20 protein-coding genes are annotated in these 26,817 nt (G+C 32.9%); 7 read left to right on the top strand and 13 right to left on the bottom strand.

The genetic code is table 11. The annotated features are described in order from the left end of the window. Window positions 1–30: 30 nt before the first annotated feature. From Q4Q34_RS05085 to Q4Q34_RS05075, 3 genes are all read right to left on the bottom strand, one after another. The gene (locus Q4Q34_RS05085; protein ID WP_303318830.1) at window positions 31–3,477 is read right to left on the bottom strand and encodes a hypothetical protein; all 3,447 of its coding nucleotides are present in this window, start codon (window positions 3,475–3,477) and stop codon (window positions 31–33) included. Window positions 3,478–3,624: 147 nt separating this feature from the next. Next, the gene (locus Q4Q34_RS05080; protein ID WP_303318829.1) at window positions 3,625–4,803 is read right to left on the bottom strand and encodes an acyl-CoA dehydrogenase family protein; all 1,179 of its coding nucleotides are present in this window, start codon (window positions 4,801–4,803) and stop codon (window positions 3,625–3,627) included. Between the two features lie 108 nt (window positions 4,804–4,911). Next, the gene (locus Q4Q34_RS05075) at window positions 4,912–5,655 is read right to left on the bottom strand and encodes a tRNA1(Val) (adenine(37)-N6)-methyltransferase (RefSeq protein WP_303318828.1); all 744 of its coding nucleotides are present in this window, start codon (window positions 5,653–5,655) and stop codon (window positions 4,912–4,914) included. A 149-nt stretch (window positions 5,656–5,804) separates the two neighbouring features. Here Q4Q34_RS05075 and Q4Q34_RS05070 point away from each other — a divergent pair, with 149 nt between their 5' ends. After that, window positions 5,805–6,254, top strand: coding sequence for a DUF2383 domain-containing protein (locus tag Q4Q34_RS05070; protein ID WP_303318827.1), 450 nt, complete (start codon window positions 5,805–5,807; stop codon window positions 6,252–6,254). A gap of 19 nt (window positions 6,255–6,273) precedes the next feature. On the opposite strand, the gene rimM is transcribed toward Q4Q34_RS05070, so the two are convergent. The 3 genes from rimM to Q4Q34_RS05055 all read right to left on the bottom strand — a co-directional run bounded on the left by rimM (window position 6,274) and on the right by Q4Q34_RS05055 (window position 8,641). Next, complete coding sequence (gene rimM / locus Q4Q34_RS05065) at window positions 6,274–6,798, bottom strand: ribosome maturation factor RimM (protein WP_303318826.1); 525 nt, start codon at window positions 6,796–6,798, stop codon at window positions 6,274–6,276. Between the two features lie 164 nt (window positions 6,799–6,962). Next, a complete protein-coding gene (locus tag Q4Q34_RS05060) occupies window positions 6,963–7,481 on the bottom strand; it encodes a 30S ribosomal protein S16 (RefSeq protein WP_303318825.1) in 519 nt (172 codons plus the stop codon). A gap of 98 nt (window positions 7,482–7,579) precedes the next feature. Further along, window positions 7,580–8,641 carry a lactonase family protein gene (locus tag Q4Q34_RS05055; protein WP_303318824.1) on the bottom strand — a complete coding sequence of 354 codons (1,062 nt, stop codon included), beginning with the start codon at window positions 8,639–8,641 and terminating at the stop codon, window positions 7,580–7,582. 166 nt (window positions 8,642–8,807) lie between these two features. Between Q4Q34_RS05055 and dnaE the strand changes: the two genes are divergently transcribed. Continuing rightward, a complete protein-coding gene (dnaE, locus tag Q4Q34_RS05050) occupies window positions 8,808–13,196 on the top strand; it encodes a DNA polymerase III subunit alpha (RefSeq protein ID WP_303318823.1) in 4,389 nt (1,462 codons plus the stop codon). Window positions 13,197–13,484: 288 nt separating this feature from the next. Here the strand turns inward: dnaE and Q4Q34_RS05045 are convergent, their stop codons facing one another. The 3 genes from Q4Q34_RS05045 to Q4Q34_RS05035 form a co-directional block, all read right to left on the bottom strand. Continuing rightward, window positions 13,485–14,894 carry a SusD/RagB family nutrient-binding outer membrane lipoprotein gene (locus Q4Q34_RS05045; RefSeq protein ID WP_303318822.1) on the bottom strand — a complete coding sequence of 470 codons (1,410 nt, stop codon included), beginning with the start codon at window positions 14,892–14,894 and terminating at the stop codon, window positions 13,485–13,487. Between the two features lie 11 nt (window positions 14,895–14,905). Continuing rightward, window positions 14,906–17,950, bottom strand: a complete 3,045-nt coding sequence (locus tag Q4Q34_RS05040) for a SusC/RagA family TonB-linked outer membrane protein (protein WP_303318821.1) — start codon at window positions 17,948–17,950, stop codon at window positions 14,906–14,908. Window positions 17,951–18,027: 77 nt separating this feature from the next. Then, on the bottom strand, window positions 18,028–19,506 hold the full coding sequence (locus Q4Q34_RS05035; protein WP_303318820.1) for an alkaline phosphatase family protein: 1,479 nt from the start codon (window positions 19,504–19,506) through the stop codon (window positions 18,028–18,030). Between the two features lie 174 nt (window positions 19,507–19,680). On the opposite strand from Q4Q34_RS05035, the gene Q4Q34_RS05030 reads away from it, so the two are divergent. Then, window positions 19,681–20,280 carry a TetR family transcriptional regulator gene (locus Q4Q34_RS05030; RefSeq protein ID WP_303318819.1) on the top strand — a complete coding sequence of 200 codons (600 nt, stop codon included), beginning with the start codon at window positions 19,681–19,683 and terminating at the stop codon, window positions 20,278–20,280. On the opposite strand, the gene Q4Q34_RS05025 is transcribed toward Q4Q34_RS05030, so the two are convergent. From Q4Q34_RS05025 to Q4Q34_RS05010, 4 genes are all read right to left on the bottom strand, one after another. Then, window positions 20,277–20,522 carry a CBU_0592 family membrane protein gene (locus Q4Q34_RS05025; RefSeq protein ID WP_303318818.1) on the bottom strand — a complete coding sequence of 82 codons (246 nt, stop codon included), beginning with the start codon at window positions 20,520–20,522 and terminating at the stop codon, window positions 20,277–20,279. The two genes, Q4Q34_RS05030 and Q4Q34_RS05025, sit on opposite strands and share 4 nt — an antisense overlap. A 76-nt stretch (window positions 20,523–20,598) precedes the next feature. After that, complete coding sequence (locus Q4Q34_RS05020) at window positions 20,599–21,039, bottom strand: SRPBCC family protein (protein ID WP_303318817.1); 441 nt, start codon at window positions 21,037–21,039, stop codon at window positions 20,599–20,601. Continuing rightward, complete coding sequence (locus Q4Q34_RS05015) at window positions 21,032–21,361, bottom strand: ArsR/SmtB family transcription factor (protein ID WP_303318816.1); 330 nt, start codon at window positions 21,359–21,361, stop codon at window positions 21,032–21,034. Before Q4Q34_RS05015 ends, Q4Q34_RS05020 begins: the two co-directional genes overlap by 8 nt. Beyond that, on the bottom strand, window positions 21,351–21,782 hold the full coding sequence (locus tag Q4Q34_RS05010; RefSeq protein ID WP_303318815.1) for an SRPBCC family protein: 432 nt from the start codon (window positions 21,780–21,782) through the stop codon (window positions 21,351–21,353). The genes Q4Q34_RS05015 and Q4Q34_RS05010 overlap by 11 nt, the downstream gene beginning before the upstream one ends. 342 nt (window positions 21,783–22,124) lie before the next feature. Here Q4Q34_RS05010 and trxA point away from each other — a divergent pair, with 342 nt between their 5' ends. The 4 genes from trxA (at window position 22,125) to Q4Q34_RS04990 (ending at window position 26,771) form a co-directional block, all read left to right on the top strand. Continuing rightward, window positions 22,125–22,442, top strand: coding sequence for a thioredoxin (gene trxA, locus Q4Q34_RS05005; RefSeq protein WP_136480345.1), 318 nt, complete (start codon window positions 22,125–22,127; stop codon window positions 22,440–22,442). A 215-nt stretch (window positions 22,443–22,657) separates the two neighbouring features. Next, on the top strand, window positions 22,658–23,200 hold the full coding sequence (locus Q4Q34_RS05000) for a ClpP family protease (RefSeq protein WP_303318814.1): 543 nt from the start codon (window positions 22,658–22,660) through the stop codon (window positions 23,198–23,200). An 80-nt stretch (window positions 23,201–23,280) separates the two neighbouring features. Next, window positions 23,281–25,842 carry a M1 family metallopeptidase gene (locus tag Q4Q34_RS04995; protein ID WP_303318813.1) on the top strand — a complete coding sequence of 854 codons (2,562 nt, stop codon included), beginning with the start codon at window positions 23,281–23,283 and terminating at the stop codon, window positions 25,840–25,842. Then, on the top strand, window positions 25,842–26,771 hold the full coding sequence (locus Q4Q34_RS04990) for a DUF58 domain-containing protein (RefSeq protein WP_303318812.1): 930 nt from the start codon (window positions 25,842–25,844) through the stop codon (window positions 26,769–26,771). The genes Q4Q34_RS04995 and Q4Q34_RS04990 overlap by 1 nt, the downstream gene beginning before the upstream one ends. Window positions 26,772–26,817: the final 46 nt, after the last annotated feature.

The raw sequence follows: 26,817 nt of genomic DNA, 5'->3' as shown, positions 1-26,817 counted from the left end.
ATTTTAAAAAGGTTGTTTTAAAGAATTATGTTACTTTCTGAATAAAGGATCAGCTCCAATAGTGCCAATTAAACTGTCTAAATATGAATCGGATTTAACATTATTATATGACTGTTTTACAGCTTCTAAACGCCCTTTAATATTCATTTCAGAAACTAAAACGCTATTATCTGGATTTGCTATGAAATCTTCTAAATAAGCGATTTGAGAATCATAAAAGCGGATATCTTTTTGTTGTTTTAGTATCAATCGCTCTTTATACCAATTGCTATTTAGAACATAATCTCTATCAAAGAATTTTCTTAATTCCGGATCACTTATCTGTTTGCCTTCATAAGTGCCATAAGCCATAATATGCAATAGAATTTTAAGTGGCGGTATCGCTGCATTAACGCTTCCATCTTCAAAGTAATTTAATGCTACTTTTTGCTGAGCTTCAACAATATTTTTAATACCGTCTACATAATCTTCTAAACCTTGTATTTCTGGTTTTAACATTCTTTCGTTAAAAACAGCTGTTGGTTCATCGAAGATACGATTTAAGCATCTTAATGAGAATGTTTTGGTAATTCTATACCCTAAACGGCTTGCTAAAATAGTTTCACCATTATAATCGAAATCTTCAAGCTTTTCTAGCGAACCATTTGAGATAAGATGTTTAGGATCTCTGTCTTCTGGTTCCAGTCTAGCCCAAATTTCAGGGATTAATAAACTGATGTCATGGTCTACCTTGTTTTCTGCACCAACATAACCAGCAGCCGTACTAAACCCATTAGATTCGGTTAAAATGTGCGATAGTAAAGCATTGTTTAAATCGCTTGTTGGCGTTAACATATTAAATGGTGCTTTTGTTAATGCGCCTTCAGAACCTGCTCCAGTTGTAGATGGAGATTTACCTGTTAAGCTACAAACAAAATCCATGAATAATTCTGGTGTTTCCTGATAGTGAATTGGGTTATAAACGGCCAACGGACGTATGCCTGCTTTTTTGTCTACCGGATTATTTCTTCTACCCGGTAATACTGAATTCACCACATGAATTACAGGATCTTCTGGTTTTATCTTTCTAAAAAGACGCACGCCAATATCTGCCAGATATGTTGCTTCAGTTTCTTCAACAAATCTATTTGGCTCTAAATAACGAGGATTTTTTGTTGGGCCATCACTTATAATTCTTGTATGTGAAGGCACTACAAACAATTCTTCCTCATTTGAACTGTTTACAATATCTAAAATGAAATCTTTAACGGGCTGTGTATATTTATCAAAATTGATGGTATCTTCATAAATGGCTATCGCATCTTTTTTCTTTAACAATTCATAGTTTGTTAGGAATCGACCGTCTGAAACAATATCCAGTTCAGCATTTTTATCGTAACCTCTAACTACAGCTTCATCGGGTCTTTGGAATAAATGAGCTTCACAGTTGGTAAGCACTTTAACACTTTTGTTATCAAATTCTGGATTTAAGTTTTTAAACAGATGTCTAGGCAATGTTATGGATGCTGAAATATCATCTTCAGTCTGAATTTTTTCACTTGGAGAGAAATCAGACCTTAGTTTGTTTAGCATCCAATTTCCTTTTTGGTTAAACCCAATACGCACATAACTACCTACAACTGGAGTGTTGTTATGTAAAAGACCTGTACCTTTTTCTCCGTTAATAATTTCTACAGACATATAATCTTTCCAGTTTAGAACACCATGAGCTTGCCTGTATAATCGTTTAACAAATAAAACTAAAGAACGGATATGTACTGGGATGTTCTCTAAAAATTCATTGAATTCATCTGAGTTTTCTTTAGAAGGGATGAGTAATTTAACAGCAGAACTTAAGGTTCTATCTTCGCTTAAGAAGGGTCTAGACTTAGGTCTTTTAGGATCTTTGATTTTCCATCGTGTAGAATAATCAAATTCTATAATATCATCTGCTTTTTTAAAATCTTCATCTATATTATGAATGTTGAACGGGCTATACGTGATAGCATTTTGCATAGATTTTGAAATCTCAGATTTACCTCCACCAGACACTGTGCAAGGCTTATGACAGAAAACGCCTTCTGCAAACGTGTCTACAATTCGCCATAAATCGATTGACTTATGTTTTTCTAATCTAAATTTATTTCCGGTTGGGTGTACATAGGTTTTATGAGGGGATAGTATTAATTTTTGTTTTTCATTATTATGCGTCCATGTAATACTATTTGTGTTGATATTCACATACGAAAATTCAGGAATGTAAATGATGTTGGGGTATTTCTTATCGATTGCGTAATTCTCTGGCTGAACCTCTATTCTATCGGCTAATAATTCTTTTACGTCTTCAAAGTTGTAACGAAAATCATGATATTCGGAATAATCTTTACCGTCTAAAGTGTCACCCATGACTCTTCTTGCAAACGCTATAGCACCTCCTGCGTGTTCTTCTTCAAGTATACCAAATAGATTTGCAGAGTAACTTATTTGTGTTTTGATTTCTTTTTTTGAATAACCGTAATAATTATCTGCAATAAGAGTAATTACAACACCTCTATCATCCCTACAAGTAATTTTAAAAGCACCTCCGTCGTTATAAAGTTCATTCTCATCTTTCCAGCACATGCCATCTTTTCTTTGACGTTCTGTAGCATCATCAAAATGAGGTAACCCAACATCTTTTTTCTTTAAGGTTTTTAATTGTGGAGCTAAAATGATACAGCCTGTATGACCTGTCCAATGTTCAGTATCTAATGCTGCGTCATTATGCACTAAATTAGGGTCTCCAGCGTTTCCAAAAATAGATTCTACAAAGTCAAGATTACTCACCAAAGTACCAGGGACAAAAAAGCGAACTTCTAATGATTTTTTAGTAATAATTCCTGAAACCTCAGGACAAACAGTTGGTCTTAATAACATAGAAACCATTGTTTTTGCTTGATCTTCTTGGTTAGAAGTAAAAGGAAGTATTTTTAAATCATCTGAAGGGTTAAAAGCAGCATGTAAAAAATGTGCAAATGCAATTTTTGGAACTTCTTTTTTGTCAAGAGGAACAGGTAAATCTCCTTCTACAATATGAAAGGTGCCTTTTGTAGTTCTTTTATCATGTAATGGATTATTTAAAATACCTTGTTTTACACGATTTGATGTTACTAAATCACTTTTAAAAGAATTTCCATCTGGAGGTAAACTAACCTCTCGGGCTTGTCCTTTTTTTGATAAAATCAATGTGTTATTTGGTAGTTTTAACGATTTGTTTATTGAAACATCTTTTAAATAATCGTCAATAAAATTTTGAATCCTTGAGTCTGCTGGTGCCTGATGATCTGCCAATAATCTTGATTTCTCTCTCAGACTCATGATAAGAGCTCTGGTAGATTTTTCAAATTTTGGATCTAAAAATTTATCAGCACTTTCTGGCTTATCTTTAAAAGTTGGTTGACCTAATGAAGCTAACTGTAAGTTAATAAACTGAATAATGTCTTGTCTTGATTCTCGCATGATTTTAAAGGTTGGAATACTGTATAGTATTCAAATTCGCGAACAAAGTTAAAATGCGAATGATATTAAAAACATGTCAAAAGTCAGTTCTCCAATAATTTTATAAGAAAACGTTTTCGTAAAATATATTAAGATAAAAAGCTATGATTATTTGAAAGCATTTAGCCCAGTAATATCTAAACCAGTAATAAGTAAATGTATATCGTGTGTGCCTTCATAAGTAATGACACTCTCCAGATTCATAGAATGGCGCATAATGCTGTATTCTCCTGTAATACCCATACCTCCAAGCATTTGTCTGGCTTCTCGAGCAATATTTATAGCCATGTCTACATTATTACGTTTTGCCATAGATATTTGTGCAGATGTTGCTTTACTGTCATTACGTAAAACACCAAGTCTCCAAGTTAGCAATTGTGCTTTGGTAATTTCGGTAATCATTTCTGCTAATTTTTTTTGTTGCAATTGAAACTGACCAATAGGTTTTCCAAATTGCATACGTTCTTTACTGTATCGAAGTGCCGTATCATAGCAATCCATAGCAGCTCCAATAGCGCCCCACGCAATACCATAGCGCGCAGAGTCTAGGCAGCCTAGGGGAGCGCCTAATCCAGATTTATTAGGAAGTAAGTTTTCTTTTGGTACTTTAACATTATCAAAAATAAGTTCACCAGTTGCAGAAGCACGTAGTGACCATTTATTATGAGTTTCTGGGGTTGTAAAACCTTCCATGCCACGCTCAACAATTAACCCATGAATACGTCCTTCTTCATTTTTTGCCCATACCACTGCAACTTGAGCAAATGGTGCATTACTAATCCACATTTTGGCACCATTTAAAAGATAATGGTCTCCCATATCTTTAAAGTTTGTAACCATGCCACCAGGGTTGCTGCCGTGATCAGGCTCTGTTAAACCAAAACAACCTATCCACTCACCACTGGCTAATTTTGGTAAATATTTTTGGCGTTGTTCCTCATTCCCGTATTTCCAAATAGGATACATAACTAATGAAGATTGAACAGAAGCTGTACTTCTAACACCTGAGTCACCACGCTCTATTTCTTGCATGATTAAACCATAAGAAATTTGATCTAATCCTGCACCACCATATTCCATAGGGATATAAGGGCCAAAAGCACCAATTTCTGCTAAGCCGTTAATGATTTGTGTCGGAAATTCTGCTTTTTGTGCGTAGTCTTCAATAATTGGAGACACCTCACGTTTTACCCATTCACGAGCGGCATCTCGTACTAATTTATGTTCATCTGTTAGTAACTCATCAAGGTTGTAATAATCGGGAGCTTCGAATAAGTCTGGTCGCATAAAGACTAAATTTAAGTGTGTTTAAAATCAAATTATTAATAAAAATGCTGTTTTATTAATAATTCAACATTTTTACAGCCCAAATTTAGTTAATTCATATGGATTCAATTACATTTTTAAGTAAAAATCTTTAGTAAGATTTATGTAATCCTCAGTATATTGATGTCTTGATGTTTCAATAATTAAACTGTCAGTTTTTAGATCGCTCTTAGAGAAAGAAAATTCAATTAAACTTCGCTTAATTTCGGAAGTTGGAGTTCCTTTTATGTGCAGTATTTTGTTTGGAATGAGATTGAGTTTTGAAGCTAAATGAATTAGTTTTTCTTCTTCTTTAAATGGAATAATTACTGAAAAAATACCGTCTTCTGATAATAATTTTGAGACACTTTCAATTAAATGATCAAATGGCATGGCATCTTGAAAACGTGCTGTTTTTCGTGCGTTAGACATCAATTTCTCTCCTTCTGGGAGAGATGGCGAAGCCAGAGAGGGAGAATAAAAAGGAGGATTGGAAATGATGAGGTCGTATTTATCGTCTATCTCATTAACAAATTCTTCAAGTGCAGCATGATAACAAAACAATCTGTCTCCCCAAGGCGATTGTTCAAAATTATCGACACATTCTTCATAAGCGCCGTCATCAATTTCTATGGCATCAATAACTTCCGCATGGCTTCGTTGTGCTAACATAAGTGATAAAATACCAGTGCCGGCACCAATATCCAATACTGAAAATGTATTATCTTTAACGGATGTCCAAGCACCTAGTAAAACACTATCGGTACCAATTTTCATGGCGCATCGCTCTTGATTTACTGAAAATTGTTTAAAAACAAAAGGTTTTTTAGACATAACATTATGTTTGAAATTTAAGGCAATAGTATAAAATAAAAAGATGTTATGAAGCAAAAATCATAAAAGTATATTAAAATTAATGTTAAAGATATCCGTTTGTTTTATAGCTAACGTATATAAAAAAAACAGAGGCTTAATTGAAGAAAATGAAAAAAGAAAATAAAATTTTAGTGAAGTTGAATGACATCTTTTTAATGAATAAAGTTATTGAAAAAATCTATATAAAAACATACGAAAAAGTCTCTGAGATGAATATAAAGGCCTTGTTAAAAGAAAAAAGTTTAGAACGATGTAATTTTAGTGAAATATTGCAAAATGAAATTAAAAAGTTAGGTGAAGATGTTGAAGAATCAATAATGTCAAAAAGACGATACCATTTTTATATGAGAAGTTTTAGCAATTTATTACAACTAGACGATAATAGTGATTTGCTAAATGCTGTTTATAAAATTGAGCTATTATGTATAGAAAAATATAATGAATTACTTCAGGAAATTAATTTGTCTTTATCACTTTGCAGGTTATTGGTGAAGCAACGGGATCATATTCAATACGGATTACGTTTAATAAAAAAAGAATTGGATTTTGTTGGTTAAATTTTTTAATATTAAGTCTTTACAGATATAAGTCGATTAGCCCTTCTGGTGTTTCAACCAAAATAGTTTTATTCCCTCTATCCACCTTTACGATAAACTCGTCATTCATAGGAATTAAAATTTCAATACCATTTCTGTCTATTTCAAAAAGTGATTGTGCAGTGGAATCGTTTATAGCTTTTATGGTTCCTACTTTTCCATAATTAGCATCTTCAATAGTAAACCCAATGACTTCATGGAAATAGAATTTATTCCCTTCTAGTTTAGGGAGTAAATCGAGAGGCAAATACAAATCACTTTTCATTATCGCATCTGCATCAGCTTCTTCATCAACATCTTCAAATTTAATACGTAATAATTCTGATTTATGAAGTTGTGAGCGTTCAATAAAAAAAGGAACGAGGTTATTTCTCAAGTTTAAAAAAATAGCATCTAGGTTTTCGTAAAGTTCAGGCTGATCTGTGTCGAGTTTAGCTAAAACCTCACCTTTAAAACTATATTTTTTAACAATTTTACCTAAGTAAAAACAATCTTCTTTTCGCATTGACAAATGATTTTTTTTGTCATTCCAGCAAAGGCGGGAATTTTTTTAAAGCTTATGAGATTCCCACCTTCGTGGGAATTATTTAATCAAACTTATATAAGTTTGATTAAATAAAAAACTCCGATAAAAAATATCGGAGTTTAAAAGTATAAAAAATTATTTTTTTATTCTTCTTCGTTTGAAGCTTCAGCTTCAGCAGCAGGAGTTTCATCTTCAGCAACTTCCTCTTCAACAACAGGAGCAGCTGCAGCAATACGAGCTTCATTAGCCGCTTTTTCAGCTTCAAGAGCTTTTGCTTTTGCTTTTGCTTCAGCTTTAGCTAAACCATCAGCTTTTGCACTAACTTTTCCAGCTTTCTCTTCTACCCAAGCATTGAATTTTTCTTCTGCTTGTTCTTCAGTTAAAGCCCCTTTTCTAACACCACCGGCTAGGTGATTTTTTAATAAAGCGCCTTTGTATGATAAAATAGCTTTGGCTGTATCAGTTGGTTGTGCACCATTCTGTAACCATTGTACCGCACCATCGATGTTTAATTCGATAGTTGCTGGGTTTGTGTTTGGATTGTAAGCCCCTAATTTTTCTAGGTATTTACCATCTCTTTTTGAACGTGCATCTGCTGCTACGATCCAGTAGTAAGGTTTTCCTTTTTTACCGTGTCTTTGTAATCTAATCTTTACTGGCATAATAATTAATTATTTGAGGTTCTCGACCTCGGTTATTAATGAGGGCGCAAAGATACTATATTTTTTTAATTATTAATACCTTATTTTGTTTAGAAATTTTAAAATAATAAACAAACAGGAGCAGGTAAATCTATAGAGTGTAAAAAAGTAAGTTTTCCGGATTCGTTATCTATCTTAAATACACTAATATTGTTGCTCTTTTTATTGGCTACCAAAAGGAATTTACCCGTTGGATCCAATGAGAAATTTCGAGGCCAATCCCCATGAACACTCATGTTTTGAATTTTATCTAAAGTACCGTTTCGAGTATTACGCTTAAAAACTGCAATGGAGTTTTCACCTCGGTTAGAGCCATATAAAAAGCGCCCGTCTTTAGATAAATGAATGTCTGCACACTTGTTTTTGCCTTTATAATTTTCATCTAAAGTAGAATCGAAATCTATTTGCTTAAAGCCTTTTTTTGTTTTTTTAATTGAAGTAATAGAACCTCCGTACTCATTAATAACATATAGGAATTTATTTTTTTTGTCTAATGAAAAATGACGTGGTCCAGGATTCCCTTCCATTTTAATAATAGAAGGAGATTCGAGTTTATAACTATCGTCTGTTATTTTATAATGATAAATAGCATTTCTGCCTAAATCGGCAACAAACAAATCGTCTTTAGAGAACTTAGCGGAATGCGCATGTGATTTTTCATTTTCTGAATTATGATTAAAAACCTGAGAAGCTTCTTTTAGGCTACCATCTTTATTGATAGGGTAAATAGATACGGTACCTGCATTGTAATTAGAAACTACAATTTTATCCCCATGTTCATTTATCGAAATATGACAAGGCCCTTCGCCATTACTGCTAACTCGTGTTAAAAGCAATAAAGTACCGTCATTATTGATTTTATATGATGATACATACCCGTCCTCACTTTGGTTTGCAGAATACAGGTATTTTTTGTCTGGAGAATAAGCTAAAAAAGAAGGATTATCTATGTTTATAGCCAGTTTTTTGTTGTTTAAGCTTCCTGTTTCAGTATTGAATTCAAGTTGGTAAATACCCTCGCTTTCCCCATTAGTATAGGTGCCGACATATAATGGGATATTTTGAGCTTGAATATTTAGTAGTGTAAAAGCAAAACAGAATAATAATAATTTAAGTTTCATATAAACAAGTATATATTATGACTTTCAAAAATAATACAAATAAAATTAAAACTTATGTTTAAAACTGTTCATAACTTTCATTTCCATAAGTTATAATATTCTGTATTTTTATAAACTGCGTTTAATAATTCTAAAACGACTTAACACCAAACATCTAAATACAGATATGTACTTAATTTTCGATACAGAAACTACTGGATTACCAAAACGTTGGGATGCACCTATTACCGATACAGATAATTGGCCAAGGTGTATTCAGATTGCATGGCAGTTACACGATGCTATGGGGAACTGTATCGATCATCAAGATTATTTGGTACAACCCGAAGGTTTTAATATTCCTTATGATGCTGAGAAAATTCATGGAATTTCTACAGAATTAGCCCAAGAACAAGGTGTCCCTTTAGCAGAAGTTCTGGAAAAATTTAATGATGCTTTAAGTAAAACGAAGTTTGTTGTTGGACAAAATGTAAAGTTTGATTTAAACATTATGGGCGCCGAATTTGTTCGGGGTGATGTTGCGAATCCATTACAGGAATTGCCCGTTTTGGATACCTGTACAGAACATACGGCAAGTTTGTGTCAGATTCCCGGTGGACGAGGCGGTAAATTTAAACTCCCAACACTAACCGAATTACATGAGTTTTTATTTAAGACTCCTTTTGCAGAAGCGCATAATGCAACGGCCGATGTAGAGGCAACGACACGCTGCTTTTTTGAGTTGGTTCGTTTGGGCGAGTATACTAAAGAACAACTTGATGTAGAACCTGAGTATTTTCAGAATTTTAACGAAGCCAATCCAAAAGAAATTGAGCTTATAAAATTAAAGCACGTTAATCTTAAACAAGAAAGTGCTAAAATTCGAGAGCGTCTTCAAAGTCTTAAACAAGAAACAGTTTCAACTGAAGATATTAAGAAAAATATATCTGATTTAGCTGATGTTGATTTTGTACACCTTCATAACCATTCACAGTTTTCTGTATTACAATCTACTATGAGTGTTGGAGACATCGTGGCTGCTGCAGCCTCTCATAATATGCCAGCTGTGGCGCTCACCGATCATGCAAATATGATGGGTGCGTTTCATTTTATAAATGCTGTTAACAAACAAAATAGTAGTATAAAGGCGAGTATAGCAGAAGCGGAGGAGCGAGGTGAGACGTCAGAAAAACAATTGATAAAACCCATTGTAGGATGTGAGTTTTTTGTTTGCGAAAACCATGAAGATAAATCAAGAAAAGATAATGGGTATCAGGTGGTGTTGATAGCTAAAAACAAAAACGGGTATCATAATCTTGCAAAACTATCTTCGCATGCCTTTGTTAATGGGTTTTACTATGTACCCAGAATAGATAAAAAACTCATACAACAATATAAGGAAGACATTATAGTCCTTACTGGTAACTTGTATGGTGAAGTACCCAGTAAAGTACTTAATATAGGTGAAAAACAAGCCGAAGAAGCATTGCTATGGTGGAAAAATGAGTTCGGAGATGATCTGTATGTAGAACTCATGCGACATAATCAAGAAGATGAAAATCGTGTAAACCCAACTTTGATAGCATTAGCGAAAAAGCATGATGTAAAATTGGTAGCAACAAATAATACATACTACCAGAAACAAGCCGATGCGAATGCACATGATATTTTACTATGTGTAAAAGATGGCGAAAAACAGGCCACGCCTATAGGTAGAGGAAGAGGTTACCGTTATGGGTTACCTAACCAGGAATATTATTTTAAGTCTTCTGACGAAATGAAGGAATTATTTCATGATCAACCAGAAGCCATTATAAATATTAGTGACTTAGTTGATAAAATTGAAGGATTCCAACTTGCAAGAGATGTCCTTTTACCAGCTTTTGATATTCCCGATGAATTTAAGCACGAGGAAGATTTAGCTGATGGTGGTAAACGTGGTGAAAATGCCTATTTAAAACATTTAACATTTGAAGGGGCTAAAAAACGCTATGGAGAACCGCTTAGTGAAGAGGTCGTCGAACGGTTAGATTTCGAATTAAGCGTAATTGAAAACACAGGATATCCTGGGTATTTCTTAATTGTAGAGGATTTTATTCGAGAGGCTCGAAACATGGATGTATCCGTAGGACCGGGTCGTGGGTCTGCTGCCGGATCAGTAGCCGCATACTGCTTGTGGATTACCAATATCGATCCTTTGAAGTATGATTTGCTTTTTGAGCGTTTCTTGAATCCAGATCGTATTAGTATGCCAGATATTGATATCGATTTTGATGATGAAGGAAGAAGTCGGGTTATGGATTATGTGATTGATAAGTATGGTGCTAATCAAGTAGCACAAATTATTACTTATGGTACTATGGCGGCTAAGTCGTCCATTCGAGATACAGCACGTGTGTTAGATTTGCCTCTGTTTGATGCCGATAGAATTGCGAAGTTGATACCTAATATGTCTAAACTTAATAAAATTTTTGGGTTAAACGAAAAAGCGCTGGCAGGCAAGTTTAGAGCAGAAGAATTAGAAAAAGTTAATGAGCTTTTAAATATTTCTGAAGGATCAGGTTTAGAAGCAGAGACTGTTAATACAGCGCGAGCTCTGGAAGGTTCTGTGAGAAATACAGGAATCCATGCCTGTGGGGTTATTATAACACCCGATGATATCACTAAGTTCGTACCCGTATCTGTAGCTAAAGATTCCGATTTGTACGTCACGCAGTTTGATAACTCGGTTGTTGAAGATGCTGGCTTATTAAAAATGGATTTTTTGGGGTTAAAGACACTGACTTTAATTAAGGATACTGTTAAAATTGTAAAAGCAAAACATAATATTTTACTGGATCCAGAATCCTTTCCTTTAGATGATGAAGAAACCTATGCTTTATTCCAACGTGGAGAAACTGTAGGGGTGTTTCAATATGAATCTCCCGGAATGCAAAAACACCTTAGAGATTTAAAGCCAACAGTTTTTGAAGATTTAATTGCCATGAATGCCTTGTATCGTCCGGGACCTATGGAATATATTCCAAGTTTCGTTAGAAGAAAACATGGTGATGAAGATATTGAGTACGATTTACCAGCAATGGAAGAGTATTTAAAAGAAACTTACGGTATTACAGTGTATCAAGAGCAGGTGATGTTACTTTCTCAAAAATTAGCTGGATTTACAAAAGGTGAAGCCGATGTATTACGTAAGGCGATGGGGAAAAAGCAAATTGCGGTACTGGATAAAATGAAACCGAAATTTGTTGAGCAAGCGAGTGCAAATGGACATGATGCTAAAGTGCTAGAAAAGGTATGGAAAGATTGGGAAGCCTTTGCAAGTTATGCCTTTAACAAATCTCACTCCACCTGTTACGCATGGATTGCTTACCAAACTGCTTATTTAAAAGCACACTACCCAGCAGAATATATGGCTGCTGTATTATCCAATAACATGAACGATATCAAACAGGTTACGTTCTTTATGGAAGAATGTAAACGTATGAAATTGGATGTTTTGGGACCAGATGTTAACGAATCGTATTATAAGTTTTCTGTAAATAATGATAATGCGGTACGTTTTGGAATGGGAGCTATAAAAGGTGTTGGTCATGGTGCCGTAATGACTATTGTTGAAAATAGAAAAGAAGATGGCCCGTATAAATCTATTTTCGATTTAGCAAAACGAATCGATTTAAGAGCAGCCAATAAAAAAGCCTTTGAAAATTTAGCTTTAGCTGGAGGTTTTGATTGTTTTGGAGGTACACATCGCGCCCAGTATTTTCATAAAGAAGGTGATGGCATTACTTTTTTGGAAAAAGCAGTTAAATATGGCAATAAACATCAAGAAAACGAGAATTCATCTCAAGTAAGTTTATTTGGAGCAACCAGTGATGTTCAGATAGCAGAACCAGAAGTACCACCATGTGAAGAATGGGGAACAATGGAAAAATTAGCGCAAGAGCGTGAGGTTGTAGGCGTTTATATTTCTGGGCATCCGTTAGACGATTTTAAAACTGAAATGAAGACCTTTTGTAATGGCGCCATTGCTATGTTTAATAATTTAGAACCTTATGTAAACAGAGAAATTGTTTTTGGTGGTGTTGTAACCGATGTACAACATCGTGTGAGCAAGCAAGGAAAAGGGTGGGGAATGTTTACTGTTGAAGATTATACAGATAGTTTTGAATTCAGGATTTTTGGTGAAGAATATTTAAAATTCAGACACTTTTTAATGAAAAATAACTTTGTGTTTGTAAAATCATTTATTAGAGAAGGCTGGGTTAATAAAGATACAGGAAAAAAGAGTGATCCAAGATTACAATTTAATAGTTTTCAATTACTACATGATGTCATGGAAAACTATGCTAAAAAACTTTCCATTCAGCTTAATATCAAAGATTTACATGAAGAGAGCATTTTACGCTTAAAAGAATTATTGCAAATGCATCCTGGAAACCAAGCGTTAAATTTTGTGGTTTATGACAATAAAGACAAAATAAAATTACAGATGCCTAGTAGAAGACAAAAAGTTAAAGTATCTCAAGAATTACTTAGTGAATTAGAAAGTCAGGATGTGATGTTTAAATTGAATTAATAAACCCCTGAGAAGGCAGGGGTCTCATGATTATGAAGAAAATAATATTCTATCATGTAATTACTTTCTTAGCTTTAGAAGTGATTTTCTTTTTCTCTTCAGAGACATTATTGAAATTATTGGCACCTAAAATTCAAAATGTAATATTGTGGATTTATTTAAATCTGATCGGGGGAGTATTTCTTCTTATAGTCGTTTTTATTGTATTTCTAATTAATAGAAGAAAGTATAAAAAGAAACAGGGCTTATAATTTATATAAGCCCTGTTTTGATATCAAAAAATAAAGATTACCACCACCAAGAAGAGGCATTAATGGTATCTCCTCCCATATCGGCAGAAGCCTTATTATAGTTGGTCGTATTCACTGACTGTTCCAGATTTGGATATTGTAAGCGAACAGGAACTTTATTGCTATTAATATTACCAGAACCTGCTTGAATAAAATTTGGTTTACCTGTGCGTTTCCAATCAAACCAGGTTTCCATACTTGTATGATATAACGCCAACCATTTTTGCTCATAGAGTCTTTCGGTAGTATTATCATAAGATACTGTTGCACTTAAGAAATTGTCTGGGATAGTAACTTCCCACTGATTGAAAGAAGCAGTTACAGCAGTGTTATAGTATTCTTCGGCTGTACCTAAATTAATAATCCCATTTTCTCTGACTTCAGCCAAAATAAAATTTAATTCACTATACGTCATAAAGATACCCTGTATTTTGGTAGCGCTTTCAAAAAATTCTGTTGAACGTCTACTTAATTCATTCGGTCTACCTATATCACTTAATGATTGACCGGGAGCTGTTCCTAATGTTCTATCGTTAGTGCCTTCTTTTGGACTTACCCATAATTCTAATCGGGGATCGTTATTATCATTAAGAAGATTAATAAAGTGAGTTGTAGGGATGCGTAAAAAATATTCATAACCTCTACCGCCTCCAACTTGGGAAACATCAGAAATATCCGGGAAATTCCCACTATACTTATAGATAGCATTGTCATCATTAGATTCAAATATAGGATATGTATTGCTATCATTAATAATAGTATTTATATCTGTAGCAATATTTTGAACATTACTGGTGTGTATAAGCAAACGCAATTTCAATGAATTAGCAAACTTTTTCCATTTTAACATATCGCCTCCATAAAGAATGTCTCCGGTAACAGTTTCAGAGGTGTTTATAAGCATGTTGGCTTCTTCTAATTTATTTAATAACGCATTGTAAATGTCTTCTTGTTTATCGTAAATTGGAGAAATTAGCCCTTCTGAAGTTTTATTAGCTTCAGACATTGGAACATCTCCATAACTATCTGTTATTATACTAAAAATATAGGCTTCTAAAATTAAAGCTATGGACTCATAGTTTACATTTTCATTAGTTTTCGCGATGTTTTTTAGGTCACTAATATCTTGCAATATTCCATACATAGGAGACCAAAACCTGTCATCTCCCTGCCAACGATAAATATCTATATCATTAAACTCGTAGTTTGCGGCATACTGACTAATGACATCTCCAAAGGCATAAGTTTGATTGACGAGAGTATTCGACAAATCAAATATTATGGTTGGTAATAATAAGCTTTCACTTGCTTTTTCCTGATTATTAGGATTGGTATTTATTGCTTCAAAATCTTTAGTACATCCACTTAAAATAAGGAATGATGACAGTAGAAATATTAATTTTTTCATGTTTTCTTTTTTTAAAATTTCGCATTTATTTTAAATCCGTAGCTCCTTGAAGAAGGAAGCTGAGTAACTTCAAAACCTGGTAATAATGATCCTCCGTTAAGGGCTTGTGCTTCAGGATCTATGTTTGGAACGTCTGTCCACAGGAAGAGGTTTGACCCTACAAAGTTTATTGATAATTCCTGCATACCAAGAGTGTTAATCCAATTGTTGGCAAATGTATAGCCAACACTTAATTGACGTAGCTTAACATATGAAGCATCAAAAATATTGGCTTCTGCATTATTTCTAGGTACTGCGTACGCCCATGCTTCAGCTGTTACTTCCTGTGTGTTGGGAGTAAAGCCACCATTGCCATCACTTACTACGCCCTCACCCACAATACCATCTCTCCAAGCCGTTGTAAATGCTAATGTGCCACTTTCTCGACCAATAGCATTGGTATATGAATAGATTTCGCCGCCTTGTCTTACGTCAAATTGAGCAAATAGACTAAAACCTTTGTAATTAAGGTTTGTAGATAAACCTAAGATCCAATCGGGATTGTAATTACCTACTTTTCTTCTATCCCCAGTAAGAGGTAATCCGTTTTCAAAGATGATGTCTCCAGCATCATTTCTTATATAACTATTGCCATAAATATCTCCCATTTGTTCTCCTGGCCTGGCTTCAACAGTTACGCCGTCCGGACCTTGAGCTATAATAAAAGTATCCAGATTACCTAGTAATGATTTTACTTCACTTTTGTTTTTGCTAAAGTTTGCATTTATACCCCATTCCAGATTGTTGGTTTTTATAGGTTTTACCCCTAGTGCTAATTCAATTCCGGAGTTTTTTATTTCACCAGCATTAGTTACTATAGAGTTAAATCCGTTTGCTCCAGATATGCCCACGTTTAAAATTTGATCCTTAGAAGTTGATGTGTAATATGTTGCATCAAATGATACTCTTTTATTAAATAAGAAAGTTTCTATACCAACTTCTGTTGATGTAGTGGTTTCTGGTTTTAAATTTTCGTTTAATAATTGAGAAGGATTTGTTAGAGTACCGTTAAGCTCTCCAAAATTGTAAGCTGTTATCAAATTATAAGGATCTGTATCTTTACCAACTTCTGCCATATTGAATCTTAATTTCAAGAAATTAATAGCCTCTGGTAATTTGAATGCTGATGAGGGAATGAACGACAGTGATCCCCCTGGATAAAAATAAGAGTTATTGTTTATAGGGAGCGTTGATGACCAGTCATTTCTTGCTGTTAAATCCAGATATAAATAATCTTTATATCCAATGTTGGTAAATGCGTATAAACTATTGATTCTTTTTTCGAATAAATCATTTCTAACTAAAGGAGTCACATTAATATTCTGAGAATTATAAAGACCAGGAATGGCCAAACTATTACCTTGTATAAAGCCTTCGGTTATTTTTTGATCAAATCTATTTCCACCAATTGACGTCCTGGTGTCAAAATCTCCAGATTTCTTTTCATAGGTAAGCAAAAAATCTGCATTAATTTCAGAAAACCTAATCTTTTGTTCTCTATACATGCCGTTAGGGTTACGTTGTGCTCCTATCGATCTTCTAGACCACCTGAAATCATTTGATTCGTCTGCTCCTATTCTGGCTAAAAGACTTAGATTATCAGTGATTTTATATGTTGAACTTAAGTTTCCTATAAATCGTCTTTTATTAAAAGCATTTATATTTTCGTTTACAATAAACCAAGGATTATCTCCCCATGTAAATAATTTACGTTGTTCCTGATTTGGAACATTCCAATAATTTTTCAGGTCTTTAAGGTCTATGTTTATATAGTTCCAAAGCAATGTATACATAATGCCCTGGCTACCATACCCTGCCACCGTTAAGTTGTCAGATTTACGTGTAATATAATTGGCTTTGGCATTAATTTTCCACTTATCCGTAAGATTATAGCCTGCATTTAACCTAAAACTGTTCCCTTTTAAATTTGTGTTAGGGACAATGCCTTTATTATCCGAGTTACCATAACTAAACAGAAAGTCACTTTTCTCATCTGCTCCAGAGATAGTTATCGTATTGTTAAGGTTAGTTCCTGTTTCGAAAAAATCGTTTAGATCGTACCTGTTTATAAATGGTCTGTCAACAGGCTCTCCAAGAGCTAATTCATGAGTAATAATAGAACCGTCTAAGACAGGTCCGTAATTAGTTCCAAAGTTTGATGCATAATTTCCGGCCCATCCACCACCGTATTCGGTTTGCAAATCTGGTAGCCTTAATGCGGAACTAAACATGGTTGAGGATGAAATTTCTACTCCAAGACCTTTATCTTTTTTGCCAGTTTTTGTAGTAATTACTATAACCCCGTTTGCTGCTCTCGATCCGTATAGAGCAGAAGCGGCTGCACCTTTTAACACAGTTACTGATTCAAAATCCTCCGAGTTCAATTCAGATAAACCATTTCCATAATCTGTAGGTAAATCTGCTTGATTTGTAGAATTACCGCCAACACCAAAAATTCTGTTATTAACAGGAACACCGTCTAAAATAAATAAAGGTTCATTACTATTAAGATTTAGGGAATTTTCACCCCTTATAACAACTCTCGCAGAACTTGCAACTCCATTACTGGCGCCTGTAACTTGTAACCCAGCTACTTTACCCGATAAAGAATTTACAACATTTATAGTTTTGACTACGGTTAATTCTTTTGCTTTTAATTCGCTGGCTGCATAACCAATTGTTTTTTTCTCTTTTTTAATACCCAAAGAAGTTATAATGATCTCATTAAGTTGAGTTGTATCTTCCTTTAGTATTATATTTAATAATGTTTGATTATTAAATGTTAAAGTTTGTGTTTTATAGCCTACATAGGAAAATTCTAGAACATCACCATTGTTTGCTTCTATAGAAAAGGTGCCATCAAAATCGGTAACGGCTCCTTTAATCGTATTTAGGACTTGTATATTAGCTCCAGTAATTGGAATGCCTTTTTCATCTGTTATTTTACCTTCTATTGGTTTTTGTGCAAAAAGCAATGAGGTAACCAGAATGCATAAAAATGTGAAATATTTTTTCATTATTAGTTAGAATTTAATTTTTAAGATTAAAAATGATTTAATTGAATTTTTGTAAAATGATTTTCTTGAGAGAGGTTTTAAGGTTTTATTTTTATCCAGGTATTTATAGTGTGGTTTTTGGTTTCTAAAACCAGCTTAGCGTATTTACATTTTTTAGGAGGATTTATTTGGGCATTAAATGCTCTTTTCTGAACATCAATTTCCCCTATCTGTTTATAATTATCTATGCCTCCCTCTTTTTTATTATTTGAATAGCTTATAAAGATTTTTGCCTGCTCGTTATTTTTACTTTCTGTTAACCATTTTGCATTTAAGTATTTTCCATTATAGCATGTGGCTTCCAGATTGAATGCATCGACAGTATTTGTTAATGAAACTCCATCAAGCTCATAAGCTACATGTTGAGGAATGGGAATACCCATATAGTCTGTAATGGTTGGAAAAATATCTACAATAGAAACTTTATTGTTTTTAAAGTATGTGTTTTCAATGGGCTTGCTAAGTGCTATCCAAGTACTTCTTTCTCTGTACGATTGGTACCCGTGATGTTTGCCATCTATTGGTCTTCTACCGTGATCTGTAGTAATAATTACTAGCCAATTTTCTCCAGTTTTTTCTTCACGAAGTTTGGTTGCATCCCATATCAAACCTATTAGTGCATCCTCGTAAGAAATCGCTTCGTAAAGTTGTTTGCTGTCTCCATACAAATGTCCCATATCATCTGTGTGTTCTAAATACACCCATGATAAATCTGGGCCTTCTTCATAAATATGAGTGGCAGCTGTTCTAGCTACTTCAGCATCAATTCGCTTGAGATATTTCTTCTGGTCATCGTGAGGATATAGTTCTTCATTTAACTCTAAACCGTCAAAATGATAGTCTACCTTAATATTGCCTGTCGCTTCTAACCCCTCTCCAACGAGTTTGGTTCTGTTATCCAACCAGGTAGAGTAAATGGCTGTTTTTTTATTAGGAAAACTATCCTTTAATAATCTAAAAACCGTAGGGTAGTTATAATTGGGGTTTAAGATGGAGTTCCAATAGACATTGTGTTTGTTTACCCAGGTTCCAGTAAGCAAACTGTTATAGCCTACGGCTGATATGGTTGGAGTTTCGCTATAAGTACCGCGTTTACCACCAACATAAGCTTCAGTAAAAGCACCATCTTTAGATATGGCATCTAAATAGGGCGTATTTGCTTTATAGTACATATCTGTTGATATACCATCAACTATTATAAACACAACTTTGTGAGGTCCGTTTCTTTGTATTGTTTCCCTTTCCAATACAACGTTAATCACGTTTTTATCTCCTACTTTTATTTCTTGTGATTGATAACCAGGATGAGCAAAGACTAAAACATCGCTTTTATTTGCTGTAATTGAATATTCAGCCTTGTAATCAGTAAGTGTTTTTTTATCTGTTCCTTTTATAGATATATTTGTTTCAATTAAAATGGGGGTCCCATGTTTGTCAGTTATAATGCCTTTTACATTTTGTTGAGAAATAACATGCATAGAGGAGAAAACGAGCAAGAGAAAAATAATTTTTTTCATAGAGATTAAGTTCAATTTAGTGCTCCAAAATTATAGGAATGATTTTTTAATTGAACGACTGTTCAATTAAAAAAAAGTTATCATTAAATTAGTTTAATGTTTACGAAAAGTTATTAGTGTAAAGAAATGTTTAATTTGTACTTAGAAATATTACTTTTTTGATAATAAAGCCAAATGGGAAGAAAAGAAATTTCACATATAAGAAGAGAGGAAATTGTAAAATCCTTCTATTTAGTAGCCAAGCAATTTGGTTTGGAAAATGCTTCGATAGCTAAAGTTGCAAACGAAATGAATATTAGTAAAGGTTTAGTTATGCATTATTTTGAAAGTAAAGAGAATTTACTTTTAGCCTTAAATGATCATATATTAGATAACTATTTAAAATTTATCAACTCTAGTGAAAGACCATCAATTTCTAATAGAACTGAATTTGAGGAATTTATTGAGTCTTTATTTTCGAGAAAATGGAATAATTATATTGATGATGGTGTTTTTTATAGTCTGTATGCTTTAATTTATCAAAATAAAATGATTAATGAAAAGTTCAGATTTTTTTTGCAGGTTTTAAAAAGTGAATTGGAAAACAAATTAACTGCTGCAAAAAATGACAAAATAATATTAAATGAAAATATTTCTGAACTAACAACAATCTTATTTGCTCTTATAGATGGTGCATATTATAATTTAGGTATTCATTTAGATGATAATAGTGCTTATAAAAAAAATGTTAAGCCTTATATAAAATATGCCATGCAACTAATCGAATTTGCTTAACCCTGATTCTTTTTAATCGAAATTTTTACGATAATAATCAAAGCAATTAAACACCATACGGCATTAACAGCTATTGTTGGGTAGTCATTTATTGGTAAGGCATTTGCAATTAAGCAAATACCACCTAACCCATTTAAGATATGGTACATTGATTTTTTAGAGTTTAATACATCAAAACTTAATAGAATGTATGCAATAATATACAACAAAGCTCCAGCCCAACCAATTATTTTAAAATCCATGTGTTATCTCAAAATTAAAAAATCAAAAATGATAATTTAGTTTTAATATTTCTTTACCAAAAGATTAAATTAAATATTAAGCTTGGTTTAAGTGTTTTTTTAGACGTTCGCTTATAAACATATCCCATGTTTTAGAACAAATAGAATAACAATCTATGTTAGGATTAAGCCCAATTTGATGAAAATTTATTAAAGATTTTTCTGCTGGTTCAGTTATCTTCCAATGCAACACATGACCGATCCATTCTTTATTAAAATCGGGTTCACCATCAATACATTTCCAAACTAATTCCAGATTAGGAGTATGTTCCATAATTTTAAAAGTCCACCAATAATCATTTTCAAATTGAATGGTGAATTGACCTCCGGTTTTAAAGTCGGAATTGCTTATTTTTCCCCACCATAAATGAAGTCCTTCGTTTAAGGCACTAAACACTTGTTTAGAACTAGCGTTTACCTCTAACTGCTTTTTGTAGTTCTTAATTTGGCTGTCCATTTGTTTTATAGTACTAGACATCTTTTGAATTGTTTAAATAATTCTCTAAACCTTGTAATGAATTATCCCAGAATTGTGAGTAAAATTCCACCCATTTACTAACTTCTTTTAAAGGTTTTGCATTGGCATTACAAAAACGTTCACGTCCGTGTGTATTAATATGTACTAGACCAGCTTCTTCTAGTGTTTTTATATGTTTGGTTACACCTTGTCTGCTAATATCAAACTGACTGGATATTTGAGTAATGGATAAGGCTGAGGTTGCAATAACCAAGGCGTGAAAAATATCACGCCTAGTTGGATCTGCAATAGCTTTAAATAGTTTGGTTATTTTATCCTGCATTAACTAATTGTTTTAAGTAATCCGTTAATCCGTTTATACAGTTATCCCAACCACCGTTAAAACTTTCAAACATTTTTACAGCAGTTTCGCCTTCGTAATTTGAAATTCCAGAATGTTCCAGATATAATTTGGTGCCGTTTTCTGTAGCCTCTAATTCCCAGGTAACTGTAGTTTCTACTTTCATTTCTGCAACTATCCAGGTATAAACTAATTTGTATGGATTAGATTCTTTTACTTCCCCACTAATGGTTGTGCAACCCTTTTCGTTAGGTTCTGAAGTAAACGTATATTGATACCCTTTTTCAGCTTTAAAATCTGCTTGAATAAACCAGGCAGATATTTCTTCAGCTTTAGAAATAGCATTCCATACTTTATCTATGGAGTGTTTAAATACCTTTTCTTTTTTAATAACATCATTCATAATAAGTTCGATTTTTAATTAATATGCAACTTTATGGTTGCTAAACTAGAATAAATATTTTAAATATGCAACTTTTTGGTTGCCTAACATGGTTTTGATTTTTAAAAATATGTTTAAAATAATGTAAATCAGTTTATTGTGATTTTTTTTAAATCATATTTTATAATAAAATAAATTTAGATAACAACGAATTCTCATGAAGAGTAGAAACATTTTTAAATATATATAGTGCAGAACAATATTGATATAGATAAAACAAATTGTTAGATTGTAAGCTTTCGTAAATATTTTGACTAATTTTGCGATATTAATAATAAAATACGAACTTAAAACATAAATATTATGGCATTAGAAATAACAGATGCAACGTTTGAAGAAACTGTATTAAAAAGTGATAAACCTGTATTGGTTGACTTTTGGGCTGCTTGGTGTGGACCTTGTAGAATGGTTGGACCAATTATAGAGGAAATTAGTGGAGAATATGATGGTAAAGCTGTTGTTGGAAAAGTAGATGTAGATGCCAACCAAGAGTTTGCTGCTAAATATGGTGTGCGTAACATCCCTACTGTTTTGGTTTTTCAAAACGGAGAAGTTGTTGGAAGACAAGTTGGAGTAGCACCAAAAAATGCTTATACTGAAGCTATAGATTCACTTTTATAGTCAATACATTAAAAAGAAAACTGAAAAGGTTTGTCATTATGGCAAACCTTTTTTTATTTTAGATGAAACGAAAATTAACAAATTTAAAAAGTACTTTTACAAAATGCTTTTTAAAATTTTTAATGAAAGAGTAAAGTGGTTCTGTTCGTTCTCAATTTTATTATTAATTTTAAAAAATTAATAAAATAAGAACGAGTAAAAAATTAAAAACAGATATGAGTAAACAAATAAAAGTACAAGATGCCATTGATAGCAAACTAATAGAAGAACGTAAAGTGTTTTTATGGGGACAAGTTGATGATGATTCTGCCAAACACGTTATAGAGCGTTTATTGTATTTAGATGCATTGGAGGCTAAGGATATTCATTTATACATAAATAGTCCAGGAGGTTATGTAACGTCTGGTTTTGCAATTTACGATTGTATAAAATCTTTAAAAAGTGATGTTTCAACAATCTGTACAGGATTCGCAGCTTCAATGGGCTCTTTAATATTATCTGCTGGAGAAAAAGGGAAACGTTTTATACAACCACATGCCCGTGTTATGATTCACCAACCTAGTGGTGGTGCACGTGGGCAAGCAAGCGATATAGAAATTACAGCTAAAGAAATTATAATTACTAAAGAATTAAGTGCGCAAATATTAGCAGATAATTGCGGACAAACTTTTGATAAAATAATGAAGGATTTTAATCGCGACCACTGGATGGGAGCAGATGAATCTGTTTCTTATGGTATTGTTGATGCTGTTTTATAATGTTGTTTGGTAATTAAAAGAAATTGATAAAAGGTTTGCATTATAGTAAACCTTTTTCTGGTTTTATTGAGCCGCTTTTTATGAAGAATTTTTTATACTTATTGTGTTTCTTAATGCTGTTTTCTTGTGACACCAAACAAAGAGAAAGCATGCTTTTGTCTGAAGGTATATCTTTAGATTTATCAACGTATAGAAAAACACAAGTTGAAGATGTTGTTTATAATTTAAAATTTAATATTCCTTTAAAAAAAGAAGATTCAATAGCTTCAGAGTTAAAGTTGAATTTAAAAGTTAAAGATTTAGAATCCCCATTGTATTTAGATTTTAATGAAAAAAAGTCTTTTATTAAAAACGTGATTGCAAATGGAAAAGTTATTGAGGTTAATCATAAGCAAGAACATCTTATTATTTCAGAAACGGATTTAAAACTAGGGAACAATACTATAGATATATCATTTATAGCAGGTGAATTATCACTTAATAGAAACGATGATTATTTATACACGTTATTAGTTCCAGATAGAGCGAGTACATTATTTCCTTGTTTTGATCAACCAGATATAAAAGCCAATTATATACTAGACATTACAGCTCCAAAATCGTGGAAAGTATTATGTGGTTCTAAATTAAACTATAAAGAAGATAAACAGGATTATACAAGGTATGTGTTTCATGAATCAGATAAAATGAGCACGTATTTATTTTCTTTTGTAGCTGGCGTATTTAATAGAACAACACAAAATTTGGGTTCGTTTGATATGAAACTACTTTACAGAGAAAATAATGAAGCTAAAATAAAAGCCAGTATGGATGAGATTTTTAAGCTTCATCAAGAATCTGTTAATTTTTTAGAAGACTATACACAAAAAGAGTTTCCGTTTCAAAAAATGGATTATGCCAGCATTCCAGGATTTCAATATGGAGGTATGGAGCATGTTGGAGCTATTCAGTACAGAGAATCATCACTTTTTTTAGATGAAAGTGCTACTTTAAATCAGAAATTAAATAGAGGAAAATTAATAGCTCACGAAACATCACATATGTGGTTTGGTAATTTGGTTACCATGAAGTGGTTTAATGACGTTTGGTTAAAAGAAGTATTTGCGAATTTTATGGCAGATAAAATTGCAAATCCGACGTTTCCAGATATTAACCATACGTTGGAATTTATGTCCGATCATTACCCAAGTGCTTATAGTGAAGATAGAACCAGAGGAGCTACTCCAATCCGTCAAAATTTAGATAATTTAAAAAACGCAGGGACACTCTATGGTAATATTATATATCATAAAGCACCTATAATGATGAGGCAATTAGAAGCCGCTATTGGTGAAGATAATTTTAAAAAGGGTTTACGTAATTATATTCAGAAATTTGCTAATACTAATGCCGATTGGAATGATTTGATTAATCTATTAAGTGCAGAGACTGACATCGATTTAAAACAATGGAGTCGCGTTTGGGTAACACAACCGGGAAGACCTATTATAATGGATAGTATTATTTATCAAAATAATAAAATTAAAACCTTTGAAATTTCCCAAAAAGCTGAAGATGGAAGTGATAATATTTGGCCACAAACCTTTAATATAGGTTTAATATATCAAGATACGACGCTTGTAAAAACTGTGCGTTTAAAAAATAAAAGAATGCAGTTAGAAGAAGTTATAGGCATGAAAAAACCTAAAACTATAGTTTATAATTATGACGCTTTTGGTTATGGTGTTTTTCCTATTGATGTCGAGCATTTGAAAATACTTCCAAGTATTAAAAATGACGAAGCTAGAGGGTATGCATATATCAATTTGTATGAAAATATGCTTGCGGGTTTAGTGACTCCCACAAAGGCTTTTAATTTGCTTTTAGAAGGTATTGAGAGTGAAACAGAAGAGCAAATAGTTAGCCTTATTTCAAGAGAACTATCTTCGGTCTTTTGGAATTTCCTTACGTTTCAAGAGCGTTTCGAAGCACAACAACTCATGGAACCATTATTGCAGGGTATGTTAAATAAAGATTTAGATTCTGGAATAAAGAAAACACTTTTTAATTTATATAAAGGCATTGCTTATTCTATAAATGGGAAGCTGTTCTTATATGATGTATGGACTAAGAAAATTGAGATTAAAGGATTAAACCTAAATGAAAATGATTATACAAGTATAGCTTCGGCATTGGCAATTTATAATCATGCAAAGATAGATGAAATCCTCGAAGTGGCTAAAACACAAATAACGAATCCGGATACTAAAAAACGATTTGAATATTTACTGCCATCATTATCAAATGACGAAAAGGTTAGGGATGATTTTATGAATTCTTTTTTCGAAGCAGATCATAGAACAAAAGAGTCTTGGGTGTTAAGTGCTTTGGGTAATATACACCATCCGTTACGTCAAAAATCGGCAGAAAAACATTTACGGGCATGTTTAAATGCTTTGGAAGACATACAGTTGACAGGAGATATCTTTTTCCCGAAAAATTGGCTAAATAATACTATAGGAAGGTATTCATCTAAAAATGCGTATCATGTTGTAGAAGCATTTTTAGTAGAAAACCCAGATTTTAGCCCCGTGCTAAAAAACAAACTGTTGCAAAGTGTAGATATACTGTATCGTGCTCAAAAAATTAAGTACTCTAATTAATGGATTTACAAGCAGAATTAAATAAAACAGAAGGGTTTAAAAACCTAGAGCTACTTGCTAAACAAGTCGTAGAAGGCTTCATTGCAGGGATGCATAAAAGTCCGTTTCATGGGTTTTCAGCCGAATTTGCTGAGCATAAAATTTACAATCAAGGAGAGAGTACACGTCATATAGATTGGAAACTATTTGCTAAAACAGATAAACTTTACACCAAACGTTATGACGATGAAACTAATTTGCGTTGTCATATCATTATAGATAATAGTAGTTCAATGCATTATCCAAAGATGGATTCTTTTTCTATTGATAGTTTAAATAAAATAGGGTTTTCAGCATTAGCTTCAGCATCTTTAATGCATATTTTAAAAAGGCAGCGAGACGCAGTTGGTTTAAGTATATATAGTGACAATTACGATTATTATGCGCCCGAAAAGGGGAGTGAACGCCACCATCAAATGTTATTGAATCATTTGAGTGATGCTGTGATTTCTAAACCTTTAAATAAAGAAACGGAAACGTATAAATATTTACACGAAATTGCTGAAAAGATTCATAGACGTTCCATGATATTTTTGTTTACCGATATGCTTCAAACATCTGAAGATGAGGTGAAACTATTTGAAGCATTACGTCATTTAAAATACAACAAACACGAAGTCATCCTGTTTCATGTATTTGATAAGAAAAAAGAATTGGCTTTTAATTTTGATAATAAACCAAAGCGTTTTATTGATGTTGAAACAGGAGAGTATATTAATTTATATGCAGATACCGTAAAAGACAATTATAAAAAAACGGTGAGTGATTATTTTGAAGCTTTACGATTAAAGTGTGCTCAGTATAAAATTAAATATGTTGAAGCAGATATAAATAAGAATTTCAATAACATCCTGACAACATACATGATAGAACGTCAAAAGTTTGTATAGGCTCTATAAGAGGCTTTTGGGTCAAAGTATTGAAGTATTCTTTTTT

The sequence above is a fragment of the Flavivirga abyssicola genome (assembly GCF_030540775.2).
In the GTDB taxonomy this organism is placed as follows: domain Bacteria; phylum Bacteroidota; class Bacteroidia; order Flavobacteriales; family Flavobacteriaceae; genus Flavivirga; species Flavivirga abyssicola.
This window is presented reverse-complemented; position numbering and strand designations above follow the sequence as displayed.

What these genes read in the sequence shown, in the direction of transcription:
- Q4Q34_RS05085 (WP_303318830.1), bottom strand. Translation starts at nt 3,477, where the DNA reads ATGCGAGAATCAAGACAAGACATTATTCAGTTTATTAACTTACAGTTA.
- Q4Q34_RS05080 (WP_303318829.1), bottom strand. Translation starts at nt 4,803, where the DNA reads ATGCGACCAGACTTATTCGAAGCTCCCGATTATTACAACCTTGATGAG.
- Q4Q34_RS05075 (WP_303318828.1), bottom strand. Translation starts at nt 5,655, where the DNA reads ATGTCTAAAAAACCTTTTGTTTTTAAACAATTTTCAGTAAATCAAGAG.
- Q4Q34_RS05070 (WP_303318827.1), top strand. Translation starts at nt 5,805, where the DNA reads ATGAAAAAAGAAAATAAAATTTTAGTGAAGTTGAATGACATCTTTTTA.
- rimM (WP_303318826.1), bottom strand. Translation starts at nt 6,798, where the DNA reads ATGCGAAAAGAAGATTGTTTTTACTTAGGTAAAATTGTTAAAAAATAT.
- Q4Q34_RS05060 (WP_303318825.1), bottom strand. Translation starts at nt 7,481, where the DNA reads ATGCCAGTAAAGATTAGATTACAAAGACACGGTAAAAAAGGAAAACCT.
- Q4Q34_RS05055 (WP_303318824.1), bottom strand. Translation starts at nt 8,641, where the DNA reads ATGAAACTTAAATTATTATTATTCTGTTTTGCTTTTACACTACTAAAT.
- dnaE (WP_303318823.1), top strand. Translation starts at nt 8,808, where the DNA reads ATGTACTTAATTTTCGATACAGAAACTACTGGATTACCAAAACGTTGG.
- Q4Q34_RS05045 (WP_303318822.1), bottom strand. Translation starts at nt 14,894, where the DNA reads ATGAAAAAATTAATATTTCTACTGTCATCATTCCTTATTTTAAGTGGA.
- Q4Q34_RS05040 (WP_303318821.1), bottom strand. Translation starts at nt 17,950, where the DNA reads ATGAAAAAATATTTCACATTTTTATGCATTCTGGTTACCTCATTGCTT.
- Q4Q34_RS05035 (WP_303318820.1), bottom strand. Translation starts at nt 19,506, where the DNA reads ATGAAAAAAATTATTTTTCTCTTGCTCGTTTTCTCCTCTATGCATGTT.
- Q4Q34_RS05030 (WP_303318819.1), top strand. Translation starts at nt 19,681, where the DNA reads ATGGGAAGAAAAGAAATTTCACATATAAGAAGAGAGGAAATTGTAAAA.
- Q4Q34_RS05025 (WP_303318818.1), bottom strand. Translation starts at nt 20,522, where the DNA reads ATGGATTTTAAAATAATTGGTTGGGCTGGAGCTTTGTTGTATATTATT.
- Q4Q34_RS05020 (WP_303318817.1), bottom strand. Translation starts at nt 21,039, where the DNA reads ATGTCTAGTACTATAAAACAAATGGACAGCCAAATTAAGAACTACAAA.
- Q4Q34_RS05015 (WP_303318816.1), bottom strand. Translation starts at nt 21,361, where the DNA reads ATGCAGGATAAAATAACCAAACTATTTAAAGCTATTGCAGATCCAACT.
- Q4Q34_RS05010 (WP_303318815.1), bottom strand. Translation starts at nt 21,782, where the DNA reads ATGAATGATGTTATTAAAAAAGAAAAGGTATTTAAACACTCCATAGAT.
- trxA (WP_136480345.1), top strand. Translation starts at nt 22,125, where the DNA reads ATGGCATTAGAAATAACAGATGCAACGTTTGAAGAAACTGTATTAAAA.
- Q4Q34_RS05000 (WP_303318814.1), top strand. Translation starts at nt 22,658, where the DNA reads ATGAGTAAACAAATAAAAGTACAAGATGCCATTGATAGCAAACTAATA.
- Q4Q34_RS04995 (WP_303318813.1), top strand. Translation starts at nt 23,281, where the DNA reads ATGAAGAATTTTTTATACTTATTGTGTTTCTTAATGCTGTTTTCTTGT.
- Q4Q34_RS04990 (WP_303318812.1), top strand. Translation starts at nt 25,842, where the DNA reads ATGGATTTACAAGCAGAATTAAATAAAACAGAAGGGTTTAAAAACCTA.